Below are 17,240 nucleotides of genomic sequence, written 5' to 3'. Positions count from 1 at the left end.
GATCCTGACGGTTTGGGCAGCGGCTGGCGTTGCGACTTGGGGTGTGGCCAGCAATGACGAGACCTGTAATCGGCATCATCGGGAACGCCCGCATCGTCGAAAGCCGATTTGCGGCCCAGCTTGTCGGAGAAAATAATCTGCGAGCCGTGGCCGATGTCGCCGAAGCCTTGCCGCTGATGTTTGCCGGCAATCCTAAACTGACCGATATCACGGAGCTGCTGGCCATCGTCGATGGCGTTCTACTGACGGGCGCCAGGGCCAATGTCCATCCCAGCCGCTTCAACATGGTGCCGGATCCCAAGCATGAGCCATACGACGAGGATCGTGACGAGCTGGCACTGCCGTTGATCGAAGCCTGTGTTGCACGGGGCGTTCCTGTCTTCGGCATATGCCGAGGTTTTCAGGAAATGAACGTCGCGGCCGGCGGCTCGTTGCATCCTGAAATCCGGGAATTGCCAGGACGCATGAACCACCGGATGCCGCGCCTGGAGACCGGCGAGATCCATCCCGATCCCGCCATCGTTTTCGGCGATCGTCACGATGTTCGACTTACCCAGGACGGGATGTTTGCGCGCATCCTCGGCCGGGAGACGATCCGGGTTAACTCCCTGCATGGACAGGGCATCCTCGAACTTGGCGAGAGGGTCGTTGCCGAAGGCATAGCCGAGGACGGGACGATCGAGGCGATACGGTTCAAAGACGCGCCGGGATTTGCGCTCGGCGTGCAATGGCATGCCGAATACGATCCCCAAACCAACCCTGTTAATCGTGCGCTGTTTCAGGCATTCGGCGATGCGGTGAGAGCCCATAAAGCCATCGCTTAGTCTGATCAGTAAAAAGCCGCCGCGAAGTGCTTTCGCGGCGGCTTGTGGAATGGCTTGAAAGCAGCAGTCAGGCCGTCGGCTGCTTGGTCTTCCTGAGATAGGGCAGAACCGTATCGAAGGAGCCGAAACGCGTAATCGCGTCTTCGTTGGAAACCGCGGCGGTGATGATGACGTCCTCGCCCTGGTTCCAGTTCGCTGGTGTCGCCACCTGGTGCTTGGCCGTCAGTTGGATGGAGTCGATGGCGCGCAGGATCTCATTGAAATTGCGGCCCGTCGTCATCGGATAGGTCAGGATCAGCTTGATCTTCTTGTCGGGACCGATGATGAAGACCGAACGCACCGTCGCGTTGTCGGCAGGCGTGCGGCCTTCCGAGCTCTCGCCGGCGCCGGCCGGCAGCATGTCGTAGAGCTTGGCGACTTTGAGGTCCTTGTCACCGATCAAGGGATATTCAACGTCGAAGCCGGTGGCGGTCTTGATGTCGTTCTTCCACTTGGCATGGCTTTCCACAGGATCGACGGAGATGCCGATGACCTTGGCCCCACGCTTGGAAAATTCCCCCGCCAAGCCGGCCATGGCGCCGAGTTCGGTCGTGCAAACAGGCGTGAAATTCTTCGGATGCGAGAACAGGACGGCCCAGCCGTTGCCGATCCACTCATGGAAGCTGATCGGTCCCTGGGTGGTGTCGGCGGTAAAATCGGGGGCAATATCGTTGATGCGTAAGCTCATGGTCGGCCCTCCAAAGCCTTGTGTTCAATGTTGTTCGTCTCAAATCGAGGCCATGGGATCCGTCCGCCGGAAGCGGTCGCGAGATTGCGGTCAACAGGATCGCACCGGCCGAAGGTAAAAACTTCCCATTCCAGGATTTTAAGTAAGTTATATACCACGATCACCGAAGGCATGCTCTTTCGATTTCCGGCCTGCTCCGGCATTATTTTTCCGGCAAGTGCGCGCGACGAAGAGACCGATGGTTTTTCCATCGGTCTCGTCAAAAGCGGCAGGAGAACCGCCCGCCGCTCGCTTAGGCGGCCTGGACGGATTTGATCCTGTCGATGCCGCCGACAACATGCGCGAAATCGTCCCACACACCCTGGGCGCCCTTCTGCCATTCCTCGAAGGCTTCCGGCTTCAAGAGCTTTCCGCCGTTGGCAAGCGCCGTCTCGACGGATTTGGACTCGTCGTCGACGATCAGCTGGTTGAAATAGGCGGCCCCTTCGCTGGAGGCCTGCTGGAACACCGCCTTCTGCTCATCATTGAGACCGGCCCAGAAGGTCGAGGCATAATAGATGACGCCGGATGCCCAGATGTGACCGGTCTCGGTCATGTCAGGCACGACCTCATAGAGCTTGAAGCCGGCATAGGCCGATTTGGTCAGATCCATCGCGTCGGCGACACCGGTTGCGAGCGCATTATAGGTCTCGGTGATCGGAATGCCGATCGGCGTCGTGCCGAATGCGCTCCAGAGCTTGGTGTGCAGCGGGCTCTGGATGACACGAATGCGCTTGCCCTTGAGCTGCTCCGGCCGCGTCACCGGTTCCTTGGTCAGGAGATGGCGGGCGCCGTAATTGATGAAATCCCCGACGACGAAATTCTGCGCCTGCAGTTTCTGCTTGAGATCGGCGCCGACATCGCCGCCAACGGTCCGGCGGACATGGTCGGCATCGCGGAAGAGGAAAGGCAGATCGAGGATCTGCAGTTCCGGCGCCCAGCCGGAGAGCGATGAGACCGTCGAAAGGCTGGCCTGGATGGAGCCGAGGCGCACGCCTTCGGCCACTTCCTTCTCGCCGCCGAGCGCACCGTTTCTGACGATATTGAACTTGAACTGGCCGGGAAGCTTCGCTTCGACCAATTCGCCGATCTTCACCCAGATCTTCGTTTCCGGCTTGTCGTCGCCGAGCAGCGAAGCGATCGTGATCGTCGTCGTGCGGGCAGCGGCTGTGCGGACGTAAGCGGGCGCTGCAAGCGCCGTTCCGGCGAGAGCTGCGGTCTTCAGGAAATTGCGTCGGTTGAGATTGTCCATGGGGTTGTCCTGTTTACTAGGAGATGATGGCCCAAGCGCAGAGGATTGCGAGCGAGACCAGGAGGGCGAGCAGATAGGGAACCACCGCCCGAAAGAGCTCTGAGGCGGGAATGCGCGTGACGCCGCTGACGACGAAGATCAGCATGCCGAGGGGCGGCGTCAGCCCGTGGATCATCAGGTTGACGACGATGATCACGCCGAACTGGATGGGATCGATGCCGGCGGCAACCGCTGCCGGCAGCAGGATCGGGCCGAAGAGCAGGATCGCGGCGCCGATATCGAGAACGAGACCGACGACCAGCAGAATGACATTCGACAGCAGGATGACCGCAATCGCGCTGCCACCGAGTGCTGTCGTCAGATGCGAGATCAGCCCGGACACGTCGTCGACCGCCAGCAGGAAAGCAAAGGGGCCGGCCGTGCCAATGAGGAGACCGATCGCTGCCGCCTCCACAGCCGCCTGACGAAAAGCGGCATAAAGTGAAATAATGCCGAGGCGCGCGCCGATGCCGAGCAGCAGTGTGTAGAAAGCTGCAAGCGCTGCCGCCTCTGTGGTCGTGACGATGCCGATGCGGATGCCGACGACGACGATGACGCCGAGCCCGAAGGCCGGAATCGCCTGGACCGCCGATTGCCAGCGCTGTCTGGCGTTTGCGCGAGGCAAAGGCACCTGTTCGCTGACTGTCAGATGGATAGCGACTGCCAGGCATATGGCCATCAGGCCGCCGGCGAAGAAGCCGCCGACGAGCAGCGAGCCGACGGAAAGATTGGTCGCGGTGGCAAGGATCAGGAAGGCGATCGACGGCGGGATGACATTATCGAGAACCGATGTCGAGGCGATGATCGCCGCCGCCTGCGCCGGCCGATAGCCGTGTTTGACCAGCTCGGGCTGGAAGGTCGATGCGCCGAAAGCGGCATTTGCGACCGACGAGCCGGAGGCGCCGGAAAAGAGAACGCTGGTGAGCAGTGTCGTCTGCGCCAGTCCGGCCCTGCGGTGGCCGACCATGGCGGCGGCGAAGCGCACAAGCTGGTTGGCGACGCCGGAGGCAGTGAGGAGACCGCCAGCGAGCAGGAAGAACGGAATGGCGAGCAGCAGGAATTTTGATATGCCGGTGACGGTGGCTGAGACGATCGCCGGCTCCGGCAGGCTGCTGCCGAAGGCGATGACGACATAGGCTGCGGCAAGAAAGGCGTGCGGTAGCGGCGCAGCAAGCACGAGACCGATTGCCGCGATCAGCCCGAGGAAGATGCTCGGCGGCCAATCGAGATCGAGCGCGACATGCGGGATACCGGCATAGAGCGCAACGCCGACGGCAAGCGAGATCACAACCGGCAGGATCTTGCCTTCGGCGATGCGCTGCAGAAGCAGCACGACGAGGATCAGCGCGCCGCCGGCGCCGAGGAAGCCGAAGCGGATCCATTCCGGCACGCCGAGCGTCGGTGAGACGCCGCCGAGCATCGTCATGATCTCGCTGCCGCCGAAGCTCAGAATCAGTGCCGAAAGCACCGTGAAAACATCGGCGCCGATCGGCGTGACCTTCTGCAGGCTTTCCGGCAGCATCTTGACGAAGACGTCGAGGCGCATGGCAAGCGCGCTGTTAAGGCTGAGCGGCGCGCCGAGCGCGATCAGGCCCACATGCAGCCAGATGCCGAGATCCTCGGCACCAATGAAGCCGGCGCTGAAGAAATAGCGCAGGCAGACTGTGACGAGCACCATCAAGAGCAGCACGGCCAGAACGAGGGCCGCGGCAATGCCGAGAATCGCCTCGATCGCCCGCAGCAGGCGCGCTGCCACCCCGCTGTCCGGAGCAGCCCGTTCGATCGGATGAAATTCACTGGTGGCCACAAAACTTACCTTCTGGCGAGAGGATCAAGCATTCTTGACGGTCGAAAGATCGCGATCGAAGAGCGTCGACCAAGTGTAGTTGCGCGCCTTCGAGACCTCCCTGCTGACATCGAGCCGCGGCAGCACCTTTTCGCCGAAACGATAGGCTTCCTCAAGCAGCGGCATGCCAGAAAGAATAAAAGTATCGACGCCCGCCTTCTGATAGGCTTCGAGCGTGCGCAGAACCGTATCCGGCGAACCGACGATCGCCGTGCCAGGGCCAGGCCTCACCAAGCCAATGCCGGCCCAGAGGTTCGGCGCGACTTCGAGATCGCGCAGATTTTCGGGCTTGAGGCCGCCATGCAATGCGGTCATGCGCTGCTGGCCGACGGAATCGCTTCTTGCGACGAAGCGCTGGTTGGCGGTGATTGCGGCGTCGTCCATGCGGCCATAGAGATCGGCCGCCGCTTCCCAGGCCTTTTCGTCGGTGTCGCGAACGATGACATAGAGGCGGATGCCATATTCCAGTTCACGCCCGTATTGGGCAGCCCGTGCCTTCACTGCTTCGACCTTCTCGCCGATCTGGGCGGGCGTCTCGCCCCAGGAGAGATAGGTGTCCACATGTCTTGCCGCGACATCCAATGCCTTGTCCGACGAGCCGCCGAACCAGAGCGGCGGCGGTGCGATGCTTTCGCCGACCGGCAAGGCCAGCTTGGCGCCATCCGTCGAGAAATATTTGCCCTGATGGGTGACGCTCTCGCCGGCAAAGAGCCGGTGCCAAAGCTGAAGATATTCCTCCGCCATGTCATAGCGCTCGTCATGCGGCAACATCATCCCATAGGCGCCGAGCATCTTGGCGTCGCCGGAGACGACATTGATCAGCAACCGGCCGCGGGCAAATTCCTGGAAGGTCGCCGCCATCTTGGCAAGCAATGTCGGCGCGACGAGGCCGGGATGGATGGCGACGAGAAAACGCAGCCGCTCGGTGTGAGCAAGCAGCGCACTCGCCAGCACCCAGACGTCGTGGGCGCCCGTCGCAAACAGGGCGCCGGTGTAGCCCAAATGGTCATAGGCCTGGGCAAGCTGCTTGTAGTAGCCGTAGTCGACTTGACGTGAGCCTTCCGGCTGCCAGGGATAGGCGCCGTCGGGCGCGCACATGTACCAGAAAACGTTCATCGCCTGATTCCTTCGTTATCTCGTCGTTTCCGGGCGTTTCAGCACGATGGCCTTGTCGAAATGGCCGTGGCGCAGCAGCGTGTCGGCCTCTTCCTGTTGTTCGGCAATGATCTCGTCGTCGATCGGAAACACCGTGAAGTCGCGCGAGCGCACCACCTTTTCCCAGGCGTCGAAATCCGTTCCGCCGCGGTCGCCAGATGCAAGAAGCCGGGCGGCGGCACGCGGATCGGCAGCGATCTCGACGCCGATCCGGCTGAGCTCGGAGACGATTGCCCGGATCTCCGCCGCCGAAAGGCCGTTCCGCTCCAATGTCCAGAACAGCGAACGGTTGGGAATGGCCGCGCCGCGGCGGACGATCGGCTTGACGTCATCGCGCTCGAGCGCCTTTTCGAGACGTGGCGACATGGCGACCCAGGCATCGACGCGCCCTTCGAGCAGGTCGGCGAGCGAATCGCGCGCGCCGCTTTCGACCCGCTCGACATCGGGCAGGCTCATCCCCTCACCTTCGAGGCTGCGGGCCAGGAGATAGGTGTGAAAAGAACCGTCGATCAGCGAGATCCGGCGGTCTTTTAGCTCAGCGACGGAGCCGATCGGACTGTCGCTCCTGACGAAGATGGCGCCGTTGGCCGGGCGCGGCGCGGAGGCAGCGATATATTCGACGCCGAGTCCGCGCATATCCGCCTCGATCGGCGGCGTCGAGCCGGTGCCGCCGAGATCGATGTCGCCACTTTCCAGCAGCGCCGCCGTATCACGGCCTTCGGCATAGGAGACGAATATCGGCTGCAGATCAGCGAAGGCGCCGGGCCAGAGCCGCGCGAGACGAAGATGCAGATTATTGGGATGAACACCAATTTTCATTCTGTACGACCGATAAGGTGGCTCATAGCAGTCAATTTACTTTTTTATAAATTGATTGCGAGGAAGCGATTGTCGTCTGCAGGAGAAAATCACCTTTGAAATCCCATAAAATCGATAGGCAATGAAATCTTTTACCAGATCGAGCGAAGTGAGCGAGCCGGAGTTGAAAATTCAGCGCCGTCACTTTACTTTTTTATAGAACCTTCAAGGACGACACCGTTGACGAAGCCCGTTTCCTCAAGAGTCTGCCGCGATGTCGGCGCAGCAAGCGAATTGCTGAAGCTGATCGCCAACGCCAACCGCCTGGCGATCGTCTGCTATCTCATGGAGACGGAAGCCTCGGTCTCGGCGATGGAGGACGAACTCGGTATCCGCCAGCCGACGCTTTCCCAGCAGTTGAGCGAGCTTCGCGGGGCCGGTGTGATCGAAGGACGCCGCGACGGCAAGGCGATCGTCTATCGCGTCATTGACCCGCGCGTCGAGACGATCGTGCAAACTCTGCGGGACATGTTCTCTGGCCTCGACGATGTCACCGGGCGCTTCGGAATGACGAAGCTGCCGGTCGACGAAATGATGTTCGATTGAACCTGGGATGATCGACCTCTATACCTGGATCACGCCGAATGGGCTCAAAGTATCTATCGCGCTCGAAGAGTTTGGCCTTTCCTATCGTCCCCATGCGATCGACATCACCAAGGGGGAGCAATTCCTGCAGGATTTTCTCGCCATCAATCCGGGCGGCAAGATTCCTGTTATCATCGATCACGAGACCGGCATTACGCTTGCCGAATCCGGCGCCATCCTGCTCTACCTCGCCGAAAAGACCGGCCGCTTCCTGCCGCGGCAGGGTGCCGCCCGGCATCACACGATCGAATGGCTGATGTGGCAGATGGGCGGTTTCGGGCCGACGCTCGGTCACGCCCATTATTTCCTGACCTACAACAGCGGCGAAGCGCCATTCGCGGAGGATCTCTTTCGCAGGGACACCCGCCGCCTGTACGAGACGCTGAACGCGCGGCTCGAAGGCCGCGACTATCTCGTCGACGATTATTCCATCGCCGACATGGCGGTCTGGCCTTGGGTATCCCGGTTTCAGCGTCACAAGATCGACCTGAACGCCTTCCCTTATGTCAGGCGATGGTATCTCAGGCTTGCCGCACGGCCACAGGTCAAGCGCGGTTACGCCATTCCTCATTTCACATCCGAAATACCGCAGCCCTGAAGAGACCTTGCCCGTCAGCAATGCTTCGCCAGTTTTCTCCGGCTAAGCTACGTGGTGTATTGCTTCCGCCCGAAAGTGCGGCAGTTTGATTATTTTTTGCGCACACCTATTTGTGCACACTTTTCAGGCGAACACCTTGCCAAAATTGCTGCAGTGCGTCATGAATAGAACAATGACGCATCTCGATCTGACAATTCTGGTGATCGACGAAAATGCCATACGCGCCTCCATCATCGAAGAAGGACTGCGCGAGGCAGGGCATGTGCGCGTCACCGTGGTCCACGAGGTCAACGGCATCGCGCGAATCATCGAAACGCTGATGCCCGACGTGATCATCATCGATATCGAGAATCCCAACCGCGACATGATGGAGCATCTGTTCCAGCTGACGCGCACGGTCAGCCGCCCGATCGCCATGTTCGTCGACCGCTCCGACACGGCCTCGATCGAGGCTGCCGTCGATGCGGGCGTCTCGGCCTATATCGTCGACGGATTGAAGAAGGAACGGGTCAAACCGATCCTCGACATGGCCGTCAGCCGCTTCAATGCCTTCAACCGGCTACGGCGAGAGCTTGCCGATGCCCGCTCCGCGCTGGAGGAACGCAAGCTGGTCGAGCGCGCCAAGGGCATATTGATGAAGATGCGCGGCCTGTCGGAGGAAGAGGCTTTCGCCCTGCTGCGCCAGACAGCGATGAACGAAAAGAAGAAGATGTCGGAAATCGCCCAGAGCGTCGTCACTGCCGCGGGGCTGTTGATGTAATGGCCGACCTGATGAATTTCCGGAGGAAACCGGAGTGGATATGATGACAACGACCTCCAACTCCGGCGGCGACATGCCCTCGCCCGTGCGGGTGAACAACGAAGGACCGAAAGTACTGCGGGCCGGTTTCATTCCGCTCGTCGATGCATCGGTGCTGATTGCGGCCGCAGAATTCGGCTTCGCGCGGAAGGAAGGCCTGACGCTCGACCTCGTCAAGGACGTCTCCTGGGCGAATGTGCGTGACCGCCTGGCATTCCGCCAGTTCGACATTGCCCACATGCTGTCGCCGATGCCCGTCGCCTCCATGCTTGGCCTCGGCTCCAATCCCTCACCGACGATCACGCCATTTTCGCTGGGGCGCGGCGGCAACGCGATCACGCTGTCGACTCGGCTCTTCGACAGGATGCGGGATGAAGCAGGATTGCCGGAAACGGCAAGCGCGCTCGACAATGCCCGCGCCCTGGCAAAAACATTGGCGGCAATGAAGGCCCGCGGCGAGCCGCTGCCGACTTTCGGGGTCACCTATCCCTTCTCCTCGCACAATTACGAATTCCGCTACTGGCTGGCGGCCGGCGGCATCGATCCCGACAAGGACGTCAGGCTTGTCGTGGTGCCGCCGCCCATGACTTCGGATGCGCTGGCAGCCGGTGCGATCGACGGTTTCTGCGTCGGTGCGCCGTGGAACATGGTCGCTTCCGAGCGCGGCGTCGGCCGCATCGTTGCCGCCAAGCAGGATATCTGGCCGTCGGCACCGGAAAAGGTAATCGGCATGCGGCCGGACTGGGCGGAAAGCCATCCGGAAACCGTTTCCCGGCTGATCGTGGCCCTCGACGCGGCAGCCCAGTGGTGCGACCGGCCGGAAAATCACGACGCGCTGGCGGCAGCTCTTGCCGACCCGCGCTATATCGCTGCCCCCGTCGAGATTATTCGCCGTGTGCTCGCCGGCGAATTCAGCCTCGACGCAAAGGGTAACCGCCGCATCATCGCCGATTATTTCATGTTCCATTCCGGCTTCGCCAATTATCCCCGGCCGAGCCAGGCGCTGTGGATTTACAGCCAGATGATCCGCTGGGGACAGGCCGAGGTCAGCCTTAACATGGCAAGGGCCGCAGCATCCGCCTACCGCCCAGATCTCTATCGCACGGCTCTCGGTGACGATAACGCACCCGAAGATGCCGATATCCGCATCGAAGGCAGTGACGTGGGCGACCGTTTCATGGACGGCCACGTCTTCGACCCGGCGAGGCTGCCGGACTATGTCGCAGGTTTTGCCGTCAAAAGCGCCCTCCCCTTCATTTCCGACGACGAGGTCTAACCGATGCCGGCCTGCACAAAACGCCAGCAAGCATCTGCCCGCCTCACGACAAGCGCACAAAATATTTGCATGAGCGGGTGGCGGCCTGAAAAACAAGCAGGCGGCACGTTTCGTAAAATATTATTTGTATTCAGTGACTTGACCGCATACCACCAAACTGGCACACAGTTTGCATGGTCTTTATAGCGCCGGTCAATGACGATCAGCGCAGAATGAGCGCGCGATAGACGCTCACGGAAGACACAGAGATTGCTCTTCAGATTGAAGAGGTAGGTTTTAGCTTGAGCAATCCGGCCAACGGATTGCCTCCAGGCAAATGGGCCAGAAGGCCCAAGAATTCGGCGTCCAACGGCGGGCGCCACCAGCAAAGCCGCTGATCAGGATATTTCGCGCACCTCGTGTATGCGCGTCCTGACCAGCGGCTTTTTGTTTTAACCCTCAGCGATGGATCGGCACGACCTTGTCGGGCCCCGGAGAAGTTATGTCTGTCATCGAGAAAGCACAGCCCATGTCGGCCGGCGAACCAGCCAAAGCATTGTGGATCTCCACTGTAGCCTTCACCCTCTGTTTTGCCGTGTGGACGATCTTCGCGATCATCGGCATTCGCATCAAGCAGGACCTCGGGTTGAACGAGGCCGAGTTCGGATTGCTGGTCGGCACCCCCGTCCTTACCGGCTCGCTCGTGCGCATCGTTCTTGGCATCTGGACGGGGCGCTATGGCGGCCGTCTTGTTTACACGCTCACCATGCTGGCCGCCGCATTGGCGACCTTCCTGCTCTCCTACGCCCAGACTTATACGCAGATGTTGATCGCCGGCCTCGGCGTCGGCCTGGCCGGCGGTTCCTTTGCGGTCGGTGTCGCCTATGTCTCGCCTTTCTTCCCGGCGGAGAAACAGGGAACCGCACTCGGCATCTTCGGTGCCGGCAATGTTGGCGCAGCCGTAACCAAATTCGCCGCCCCCTTCGTGCTGCTCGCATGGGGCTGGCAGGCGGTTGCGGAGATCTGGGCCGTCTGTCTGGCGCTGATGGCAATCGTCTTCTGGTTCACCACGACCGATGATCCGGCCTACCGCCTCCGCCGCGAACGCCGCGTCGCCTCCAGGAGTTTTGCGGAGGAATTCGCGCCGCTGCAGAACGTCCAGGTCTGGCGCTTCTCGCTCTACTATTTCTTCGCCTTCGGGGGCTTCGTCGCCCTGTCGCTGTGGCTGCCGCGCTACCTGGTCGGCGTCTACGGCTTCAACCTGGAAACCGCCGGCATGATCGCGGCCGCCTACTCGATTCCGGGCAGCATCTTCCGCGCCTTCGGCGGCGTACTGTCGGACAAGAAGGGCGCGCGCAGCGTGATGTATACGATGCTTGCCGTATCGGCCGTGGCCACCCTTATCCTTTCGCTTCCGGCTGCTTCTGGGGTCGGGACGGGTCCGGCATTCGGTATCACCCCCGTTATCTTCATCGTCGTCATCTTCGTGCTCGGGTTCTTCATGAGCCTCGGCAAGGCTGCCGTCTACAAGCACATTCCGGTCTACTACCCCGAAAACGTCGGCGCCGTCGGCGGTATCGTCGGGATGATGGGCGGCCTTGGCGGCTTCATCCTTCCGATCGCCTTTGGCCTCCTCAAGGACATGACCGGCCTTTGGTCCAGCTGTTTCCTGCTGCTCTTCGCGATCGTCGTGATCTCTCTCATCTGGATGCACCTGTCCGTCAAGCAACTGTCGCGCCAAGGGCACTCGGCGCCCCTGGCTGCAACCTGATCAAGGACCTGGAAATATGACCGAAAAACTTGTCATCATCGGCAATGGCATGGCGCCCGGGCGCATGCTGGAGCACCTCTTCGAGCAGGCGCCGGGTCGCTATGAAGTTACGATCTTCAATGCCGAGCCGCGCGTCAATTACGACCGCATCATGCTGTCGCCGGTTCTCTCAGGAGAAAAGGACTACGAACAGATCATCATTCACGGCGACGGCTGGTATATCAAGCATGGCATCATGCTCTACAAGGGCCACAAGATCGTCAACATCGATCGCGCCGCCAAGACCGTCACCTCCGACCACGGCGTCACCGAAAGCTACGACAAGCTGGTGATCGCAACCGGGTCCGTGCCCTTCATCATTCCCGTTCCCGGCAAAGATCTGCCCGGCGTCATCACCTATCGCGATCTCGATGACGTGCAGGCGATGCTGCTTGCCGCTCAGTCGCGCGAAAAGGCTGTCGTCATCGGCGGCGGCCTGCTTGGCCTGGAAGCGGCCGCCGGCCTTGCCCAGCGCGGCATGGACGTTACCGTCCTGCACGTCATGCCGACCCTGATGGAGCGTCAGCTCGACCCCGCCGCTGGCTATCTGCTGCAGAAGGCGGTCGAGGAACGCGGCATCAAGGTCATCTGCAAGGCCAATACCAAGGCGATCGTCGGCAACGGCAAGGTCGAGGGCATCGAGCTTGACGACGGCCGCATCATCCCGGCAACACTGGTCGTCATGGCCGTCGGCATTCGTCCGAGTGTCGGCCTGGCGAAGGACGCCGGCATTGCGGTCAATCGCGGCATCGTCGTCGATGCCGGCATGCAGACCTCGGATGGCGATATTCTCGCGCTCGGCGAATGCGCCGAGGTGGGCGGCATGGTCTATGGCCTCGTTGCGCCGCTCTATGAAATGGCCCGTATCGCCGCCGCGCATCTCTCCGGCGATCGCTCGCCCGCCTTCGTTCACGCGGATACGCCGACCAAGCTCAAGGTCACCGGCATCGAGCTTTATTCACTCGGCGATTTCGCCGACGGCGACGACCGCGAAGAGATCGTGCTGCGCGATGCTTCAGCCGGCGTCTATAAGCGCCTGGTGCTCAAGGACAATAAGATCATCGGCACCGTGCTTTACGGCGAGACCGCTGATGGTGCCTGGTTCAACGACCTGAAGAAGAAAGCGACCGATATTTCGGAGATGCGAGAGACGCTGATCTTCGGACAGGCCTATCAGGGAGGGTCGCCGCTGGACCCTATGGCGGCCGTTGCAGCCTTGCCGGATGACGCGGAGATCTGTGGCTGCAACGGCGTATGTAAGGGCAAAATCACCTCGACGATTTCGGGCAAAGGGCTGACGTCGCTCGACGACGTGCGCGCCCATACCAAGGCATCCGCTTCGTGCGGCTCCTGCACCGGCCTCGTCGAACAACTCATGGCACTGACGCTCGGCGACAGCTATAACCCGGCTGCCGTCCAGCCGATGTGCACCTGCACCGAACTCGGCCATGACGATGTCCGCCGCCTGATCAAGGCCAAGGGTCTGAAGAGCATTCCTGCCGTCATGCAGGAGCTCGAGTGGAAGACTTCCTGCGGCTGCGCCAAATGTCGGCCGGCGCTCAACTATTACCTCGTCTGCGACTGGCCCGACGAATATGCCGATGACTACCAGTCGCGTTTCATCAATGAGCGCGTGCACGCCAACATCCAGAAGGACGGCACCTACTCCGTCGTTCCGCGCATGTGGGGCGGCGTCACCAATTCGAACGAGCTGCGCGCCATCGCCGATGTCGTCGACAAGTTCGAGATTCCGATGGTGAAGGTCACCGGCGGCCAGCGCATCGACTTGCTCGGCATCGAGAAGGAAGACCTGCCCGCCGTCTGGGCCGATCTCGGCAAGGCCGGCTTCGTCTCCGGCCAGGCTTATGCCAAGGGTCTGCGCACGGTGAAGACCTGCGTCGGCTCTGACTGGTGTCGCTTCGGCACGCAGGATTCCACCGGTCTCGGCATCCGCATCGAGAGGTTCATGTGGGGCTCCTGGACGCCGGCCAAACTGAAGATGGCCGTGTCCGGCTGCCCGCGCAACTGCGCGGAAGCAACCTGCAAGGACATCGGCGTGATCTGCGTGGATTCCGGTTTCGAGATCCATTTCGCCGGCGCAGCCGGTCTCGACATCAAGGGCACCGAGGTCCTCGGGCTTGTCCGGACCGAGGACGAGGCGCTGGAGCATATTGTGGCACTGACGCAGATGTACCGCGAGCAGGCCCGCTATCTCGAGCGCATCTACAAGTGGGCCAAGCGCGTCGGCCTGGATGAAATCCGCCGCCAGATCATGGGCGATGCCGAAAAGCGCAAGGCTTATTACGAGCGCTTCGTCTTCAGCCAGAAATTTGCCCAGGTCGATCCCTGGTCGGAGCGTGTCTCCGGCAAGGACAAGCACGAGTTCAAGCCGATGGCGACGATCGGCTATCCGCAGGCTGCAGAATAAGGAGATGGATATGAACTGGATCGCAATCGGTGACATCTCCGATATCCCGCTGCGCGGGGCGCGTTGCGTGAAGACGCCGCAGGGCAAGATCGCCGTCTTCCGCACGGCCGAAAACGAGGTCTTCGCCATCGAGGACCACTGCCCGCACAAAGGCGGCCCGCTCTCCCAGGGCATCGTCCACGCCAAGGCGGTCACCTGCCCGCTGCACAACTGGGTGATCTCGCTGGAAACAGGCAAGGCGCTCGGCGCCGACGAAGGCGAGGTCCGGACGATACCGGTGCTGAACGAAGACGGCAGGCTGTTCATCGCCTTGGAAAGCCTGATGATGGCGGCGGAATAGATGGCGGCTGAGGTCAAGACCACCTGTCCCTATTGCGGTGTCGGCTGCGGCGTTCTCGCCACGATCGACGAGGCCGGCGCAGTCAGCGTCAAAGGAGATCCCGAGCATCCGTCGAATTTCGGCCGGCTCTGCTCGAAGGGTTCTGCCCTTGCCGAAACCATCGACCTCGATGGCCGGCTTCTCCATCCCGAGATCGGAGGCGAACGGAGCGACTGGGACGAAGCGCTTGATCTGGTCGCCCGGCGTTTTTCTGAAACGATCGCCGAACACGGGCCGGATTCGGTTGCCTTCTACGTCTCGGGCCAGTTGCTGACCGAGGATTACTACGTTGCCAACAAACTGATGAAGGGCTTCATCGGCTCCGGTAATATCGACACCAATTCAAGGCTCTGCATGTCCTCCTCCGTGGCGGGGCATCGCCGTGCCTTCGGCGCCGATACGGTGCCCGGGACCTATGAGGATATCGAGCTTGCGGATCTGGTGGTCCTGACCGGATCCAACCTTGCCTGGTGTCATCCCGTCATCTACCAGCGGCTTGCCGCCGCCAAGACCGCGCGGCCAAACATGCGGATCGTCGTCATCGATCCGCGCCGGACGATGACATGCGACATTGCCGACCTGCACCTCGCCATCCGTCCGGACGGCGACGTCGCGCTGTTCATGGGACTGCTTGCCCATCTCGCGACAAGTCCGGCAATCGACCAGAATTATATCGCCGCCCATACCGAAGGTTTCGCCGAAGCTTTTGCGGCGGCCGCCGCGCTTGATATCAACGATCTCCTGGAACGGACTGGCCTGCCGACCATGCAGATCAGGGAGTTCTTCCGCCTGTTCGAGACGACGCCTAAGGTCGTGACCTGCTACAGCCAGGGCGTCAACCAATCCTCCTCCGGCACCGACAAGGTCAATGCAATCCTCAACTGCCACCTAGCGACTGGTCGCATCGGCCGTCCCGGCATGGGACCGTTCTCGCTGACCGGCCAGCCGAACGCCATGGGCGGGCGCGAGGTCGGCGGTCTCGCCAATATGCTTGCCGCCCATATGGCGATCGAGAATGCGGAAGATCGGGATCGCGTGCAGCGCTTCTGGAACTCGCCCGTCATCGCCGCAAAGCCCGGCCTGAAGGCGGTCGACATGTTCCGTGCCGTGGCCGACGGGCGCATCAAGGCGCTCTGGATCATGGCGACCAATCCCGTCGTCTCGATGCCGGATGCCGACAGCGTCGAAAGTGCGATCGCCGCCTGTCCCTTCGTCGTCGTGTCGGACATCCTGAAAGAGACGGATACGACCCGGCACGCAGATGTGCTTCTGCCCTCGCTCGGCTGGGGCGAGAAGGATGGCACCGTCACCAATTCCGAACGGCGCATTTCAAGGCAACGGCGGTTTCTCGACATCCCCGGCGACTCAAGGGCCGACTGGTGGCAGCTTGCAGAAGTCGGACGCCGCATGGGATTTGCTGCCGCCTTCGATTTTGATGCGCCGGACGCAATCTTTGCGGAGCACGCCGCGCTTTCCGCCTTCGAAAATAACGGCAGCCGCGATTTCGACATCGGCGCGCGCGCCGGCATGAGCGGCGGCGCCTATGACGAACTATCGCCCTTTCAGTGGCCGCACGCCGCAGGGACCGCACCGGGCGTCACCCGCTTCTTTGCCGAGGGCGGTTTCTTCCATCCCGATAGCAAGGCGCGCTTCGTCGCGGTCAAACCGCCCGCAACCGATCGCACCAATGCCGAGTACCCCTTCACGCTGAATACCGGCCGCATCCGCGACCAGTGGCACACGATGACGCGAACCGGAAAGAGCGCGCGGCTTTCTGCCCATATCGCCGAACCCTTTGCGGAAATCCATCCGCGCGACGCGATCGAGACCGGTATATCCAGCGCCGGCCTCGTCGAAATCGACAGCCCGCACGGCAAGGCAATCGTTAGGGCGCTGGTCACCGATCGTCAGGCACGCGGCGGCATCTTTGCGCCGATGCACTGGAACGACCAGTTCGCCGCAAGAGCGCGGATCGACGCCGTGGTCGCACCGATAACCGATCCTGTTTCCGGCCAGCCGGCATCGAAGAACGTTGCCGTCGCCGTCCGGCCGTTCCGCGCCACCCATTACGGTTTCGCCGTCTCCGCCACAAAACCCGCCACGCCTGACGCCGCCTATTGGGCGCTGGCAAAAGCCGCCGGCGGCTGGCGGCTGGAGCTTGCTTTCGGCGAAAACGTCGAAGACTGGACGGCCTGGTGCCGCGCGGTTTTCGCCATTCCGGCCGAGATCGAACCGCTTGGTTATGCCGACCGGCAATCCGGCGACCTCAGGCTCGCCTTCTTCGATGGCGAGGTCCTGCTTGCCGCGCTGTTTCTCGCCCGCGAGCCCGTCGCCGTCGCGCGCAACTGGGCGATCTCGCAGCTTTCAGCCTCGCATGGCGACCTCAGGAAACGCTTTGCGCTCGTTGCAGGCCGTCCCGGCGCCGGCAGGCCGGATCCGGGTGCAACCGTCTGCTCCTGCTTCAGTGTCGGGGTCAACCAGATCGCTGCTGCCGTGCGCGGCGGATGTCAGAGCGTCGAGGAGGTCGGCAAGGAAACGAGCGCTGGAACCAATTGCGGCTCCTGCCGCAGCGAAATCGGCAGGATCATCGATCGCTGTCTTGCCGCAGCCGCGGAGTGAACCGCGTAAAAGCAAGCAGGACGCAGC

15 protein-coding genes are annotated in these 17,240 nt (G+C 61.6%); 9 read left to right on the top strand and 6 right to left on the bottom strand.

Translation table 11 applies throughout. The features are described 5' to 3' along the window. Nucleotides 1–53: 53 nt before the first annotated feature. Complete coding sequence (locus ELH03_RS07940; RefSeq protein WP_128404524.1) at nt 54–824, top strand: gamma-glutamyl-gamma-aminobutyrate hydrolase family protein; 771 nt, start codon at nt 54–56, stop codon at nt 822–824. 67 nt (nt 825–891) lie between these two features. Here ELH03_RS07940 and ELH03_RS07935 read toward each other — a convergent pair whose 3' ends face one another. The 6 genes from ELH03_RS07935 to ELH03_RS07910 are packed head-to-tail and all read right to left on the bottom strand — an operon-like array spanning nt 892 to nt 6,701. Continuing rightward, on the bottom strand, nt 892–1,551 hold the full coding sequence (locus ELH03_RS07935) for a peroxiredoxin (protein ID WP_018073338.1): 660 nt from the start codon (nt 1,549–1,551) through the stop codon (nt 892–894). After that, complete coding sequence (locus ELH03_RS07930) at nt 1,548–1,802, bottom strand: hypothetical protein (RefSeq protein WP_233942182.1); 255 nt, start codon at nt 1,800–1,802, stop codon at nt 1,548–1,550. The genes ELH03_RS07935 and ELH03_RS07930 overlap by 4 nt, the downstream gene beginning before the upstream one ends. A 41-nt stretch (nt 1,803–1,843) precedes the next feature. Further along, nucleotides 1,844–2,842, bottom strand: coding sequence for a TRAP transporter substrate-binding protein (locus ELH03_RS07925; protein ID WP_128404523.1), 999 nt, complete (start codon nt 2,840–2,842; stop codon nt 1,844–1,846). A gap of 16 nt (nt 2,843–2,858) precedes the next feature. After that, on the bottom strand, nt 2,859–4,688 hold the full coding sequence (locus ELH03_RS07920) for a TRAP transporter large permease (RefSeq protein ID WP_128410325.1): 1,830 nt from the start codon (nt 4,686–4,688) through the stop codon (nt 2,859–2,861). Nucleotides 4,689–4,712: 24 nt separating this feature from the next. Beyond that, nucleotides 4,713–5,843 carry an LLM class flavin-dependent oxidoreductase gene (locus ELH03_RS07915; protein WP_128404521.1) on the bottom strand — a complete coding sequence of 377 codons (1,131 nt, stop codon included), beginning with the start codon at nt 5,841–5,843 and terminating at the stop codon, nt 4,713–4,715. Between the two features lie 15 nt (nt 5,844–5,858). Continuing rightward, nucleotides 5,859–6,701, bottom strand: a complete 843-nt coding sequence (locus ELH03_RS07910) for an ABC transporter substrate-binding protein (RefSeq protein ID WP_128410326.1) — start codon at nt 6,699–6,701, stop codon at nt 5,859–5,861. 219 nt (nt 6,702–6,920) lie between these two features. Between ELH03_RS07910 and ELH03_RS07905 the strand changes: the two genes are divergently transcribed. From ELH03_RS07905 to ELH03_RS07870, 8 genes are all read left to right on the top strand, one after another. Then, the gene (locus ELH03_RS07905) at nt 6,921–7,286 is read left to right on the top strand and encodes an ArsR/SmtB family transcription factor (RefSeq protein ID WP_128404519.1); all 366 of its coding nucleotides are present in this window, start codon (nt 6,921–6,923) and stop codon (nt 7,284–7,286) included. A gap of 7 nt (nt 7,287–7,293) precedes the next feature. Further along, nucleotides 7,294–7,923, top strand: a complete 630-nt coding sequence (locus ELH03_RS07900; protein ID WP_128404518.1) for a glutathione S-transferase family protein — start codon at nt 7,294–7,296, stop codon at nt 7,921–7,923. Between the two features lie 172 nt (nt 7,924–8,095). Continuing rightward, a complete protein-coding gene (locus tag ELH03_RS07895; RefSeq protein WP_018241751.1) occupies nt 8,096–8,683 on the top strand; it encodes an ANTAR domain-containing response regulator in 588 nt (195 codons plus the stop codon). 34 nt (nt 8,684–8,717) lie between these two features. Continuing rightward, nucleotides 8,718–9,998, top strand: a complete 1,281-nt coding sequence (locus tag ELH03_RS07890) for a CmpA/NrtA family ABC transporter substrate-binding protein (protein WP_197727726.1) — start codon at nt 8,718–8,720, stop codon at nt 9,996–9,998. Nucleotides 9,999–10,479: 481 nt separating this feature from the next. After that, nucleotides 10,480–11,748, top strand: a complete 1,269-nt coding sequence (locus ELH03_RS07885; protein ID WP_128404517.1) for an MFS transporter — start codon at nt 10,480–10,482, stop codon at nt 11,746–11,748. Between the two features lie 16 nt (nt 11,749–11,764). Further along, nucleotides 11,765–14,215 carry a nitrite reductase large subunit NirB gene (gene nirB / locus ELH03_RS07880; protein ID WP_130658829.1) on the top strand — a complete coding sequence of 817 codons (2,451 nt, stop codon included), beginning with the start codon at nt 11,765–11,767 and terminating at the stop codon, nt 14,213–14,215. 4 nt (nt 14,216–14,219) lie between these two features. Next, nucleotides 14,220–14,555: a nitrite reductase small subunit NirD gene (gene nirD, locus ELH03_RS07875; RefSeq protein ID WP_128404515.1), complete on the top strand. Its 336-nt coding sequence runs from the start codon at nt 14,220–14,222 to the stop codon at nt 14,553–14,555. Then, nucleotides 14,556–17,213, top strand: coding sequence for a nitrate reductase (locus ELH03_RS07870; protein ID WP_130766216.1), 2,658 nt, complete (start codon nt 14,556–14,558; stop codon nt 17,211–17,213). Nucleotides 17,214–17,240 lie beyond the last annotated feature (27 nt).

Source organism: Rhizobium beringeri, from assembly GCF_004306515.1.
Classification (GTDB): domain Bacteria; phylum Pseudomonadota; class Alphaproteobacteria; order Rhizobiales; family Rhizobiaceae; genus Rhizobium; species Rhizobium beringeri.
The sequence above is the reverse complement of the archived record's forward strand: the minus strand, read 5'-3'. Positions and strand labels throughout refer to the sequence as shown.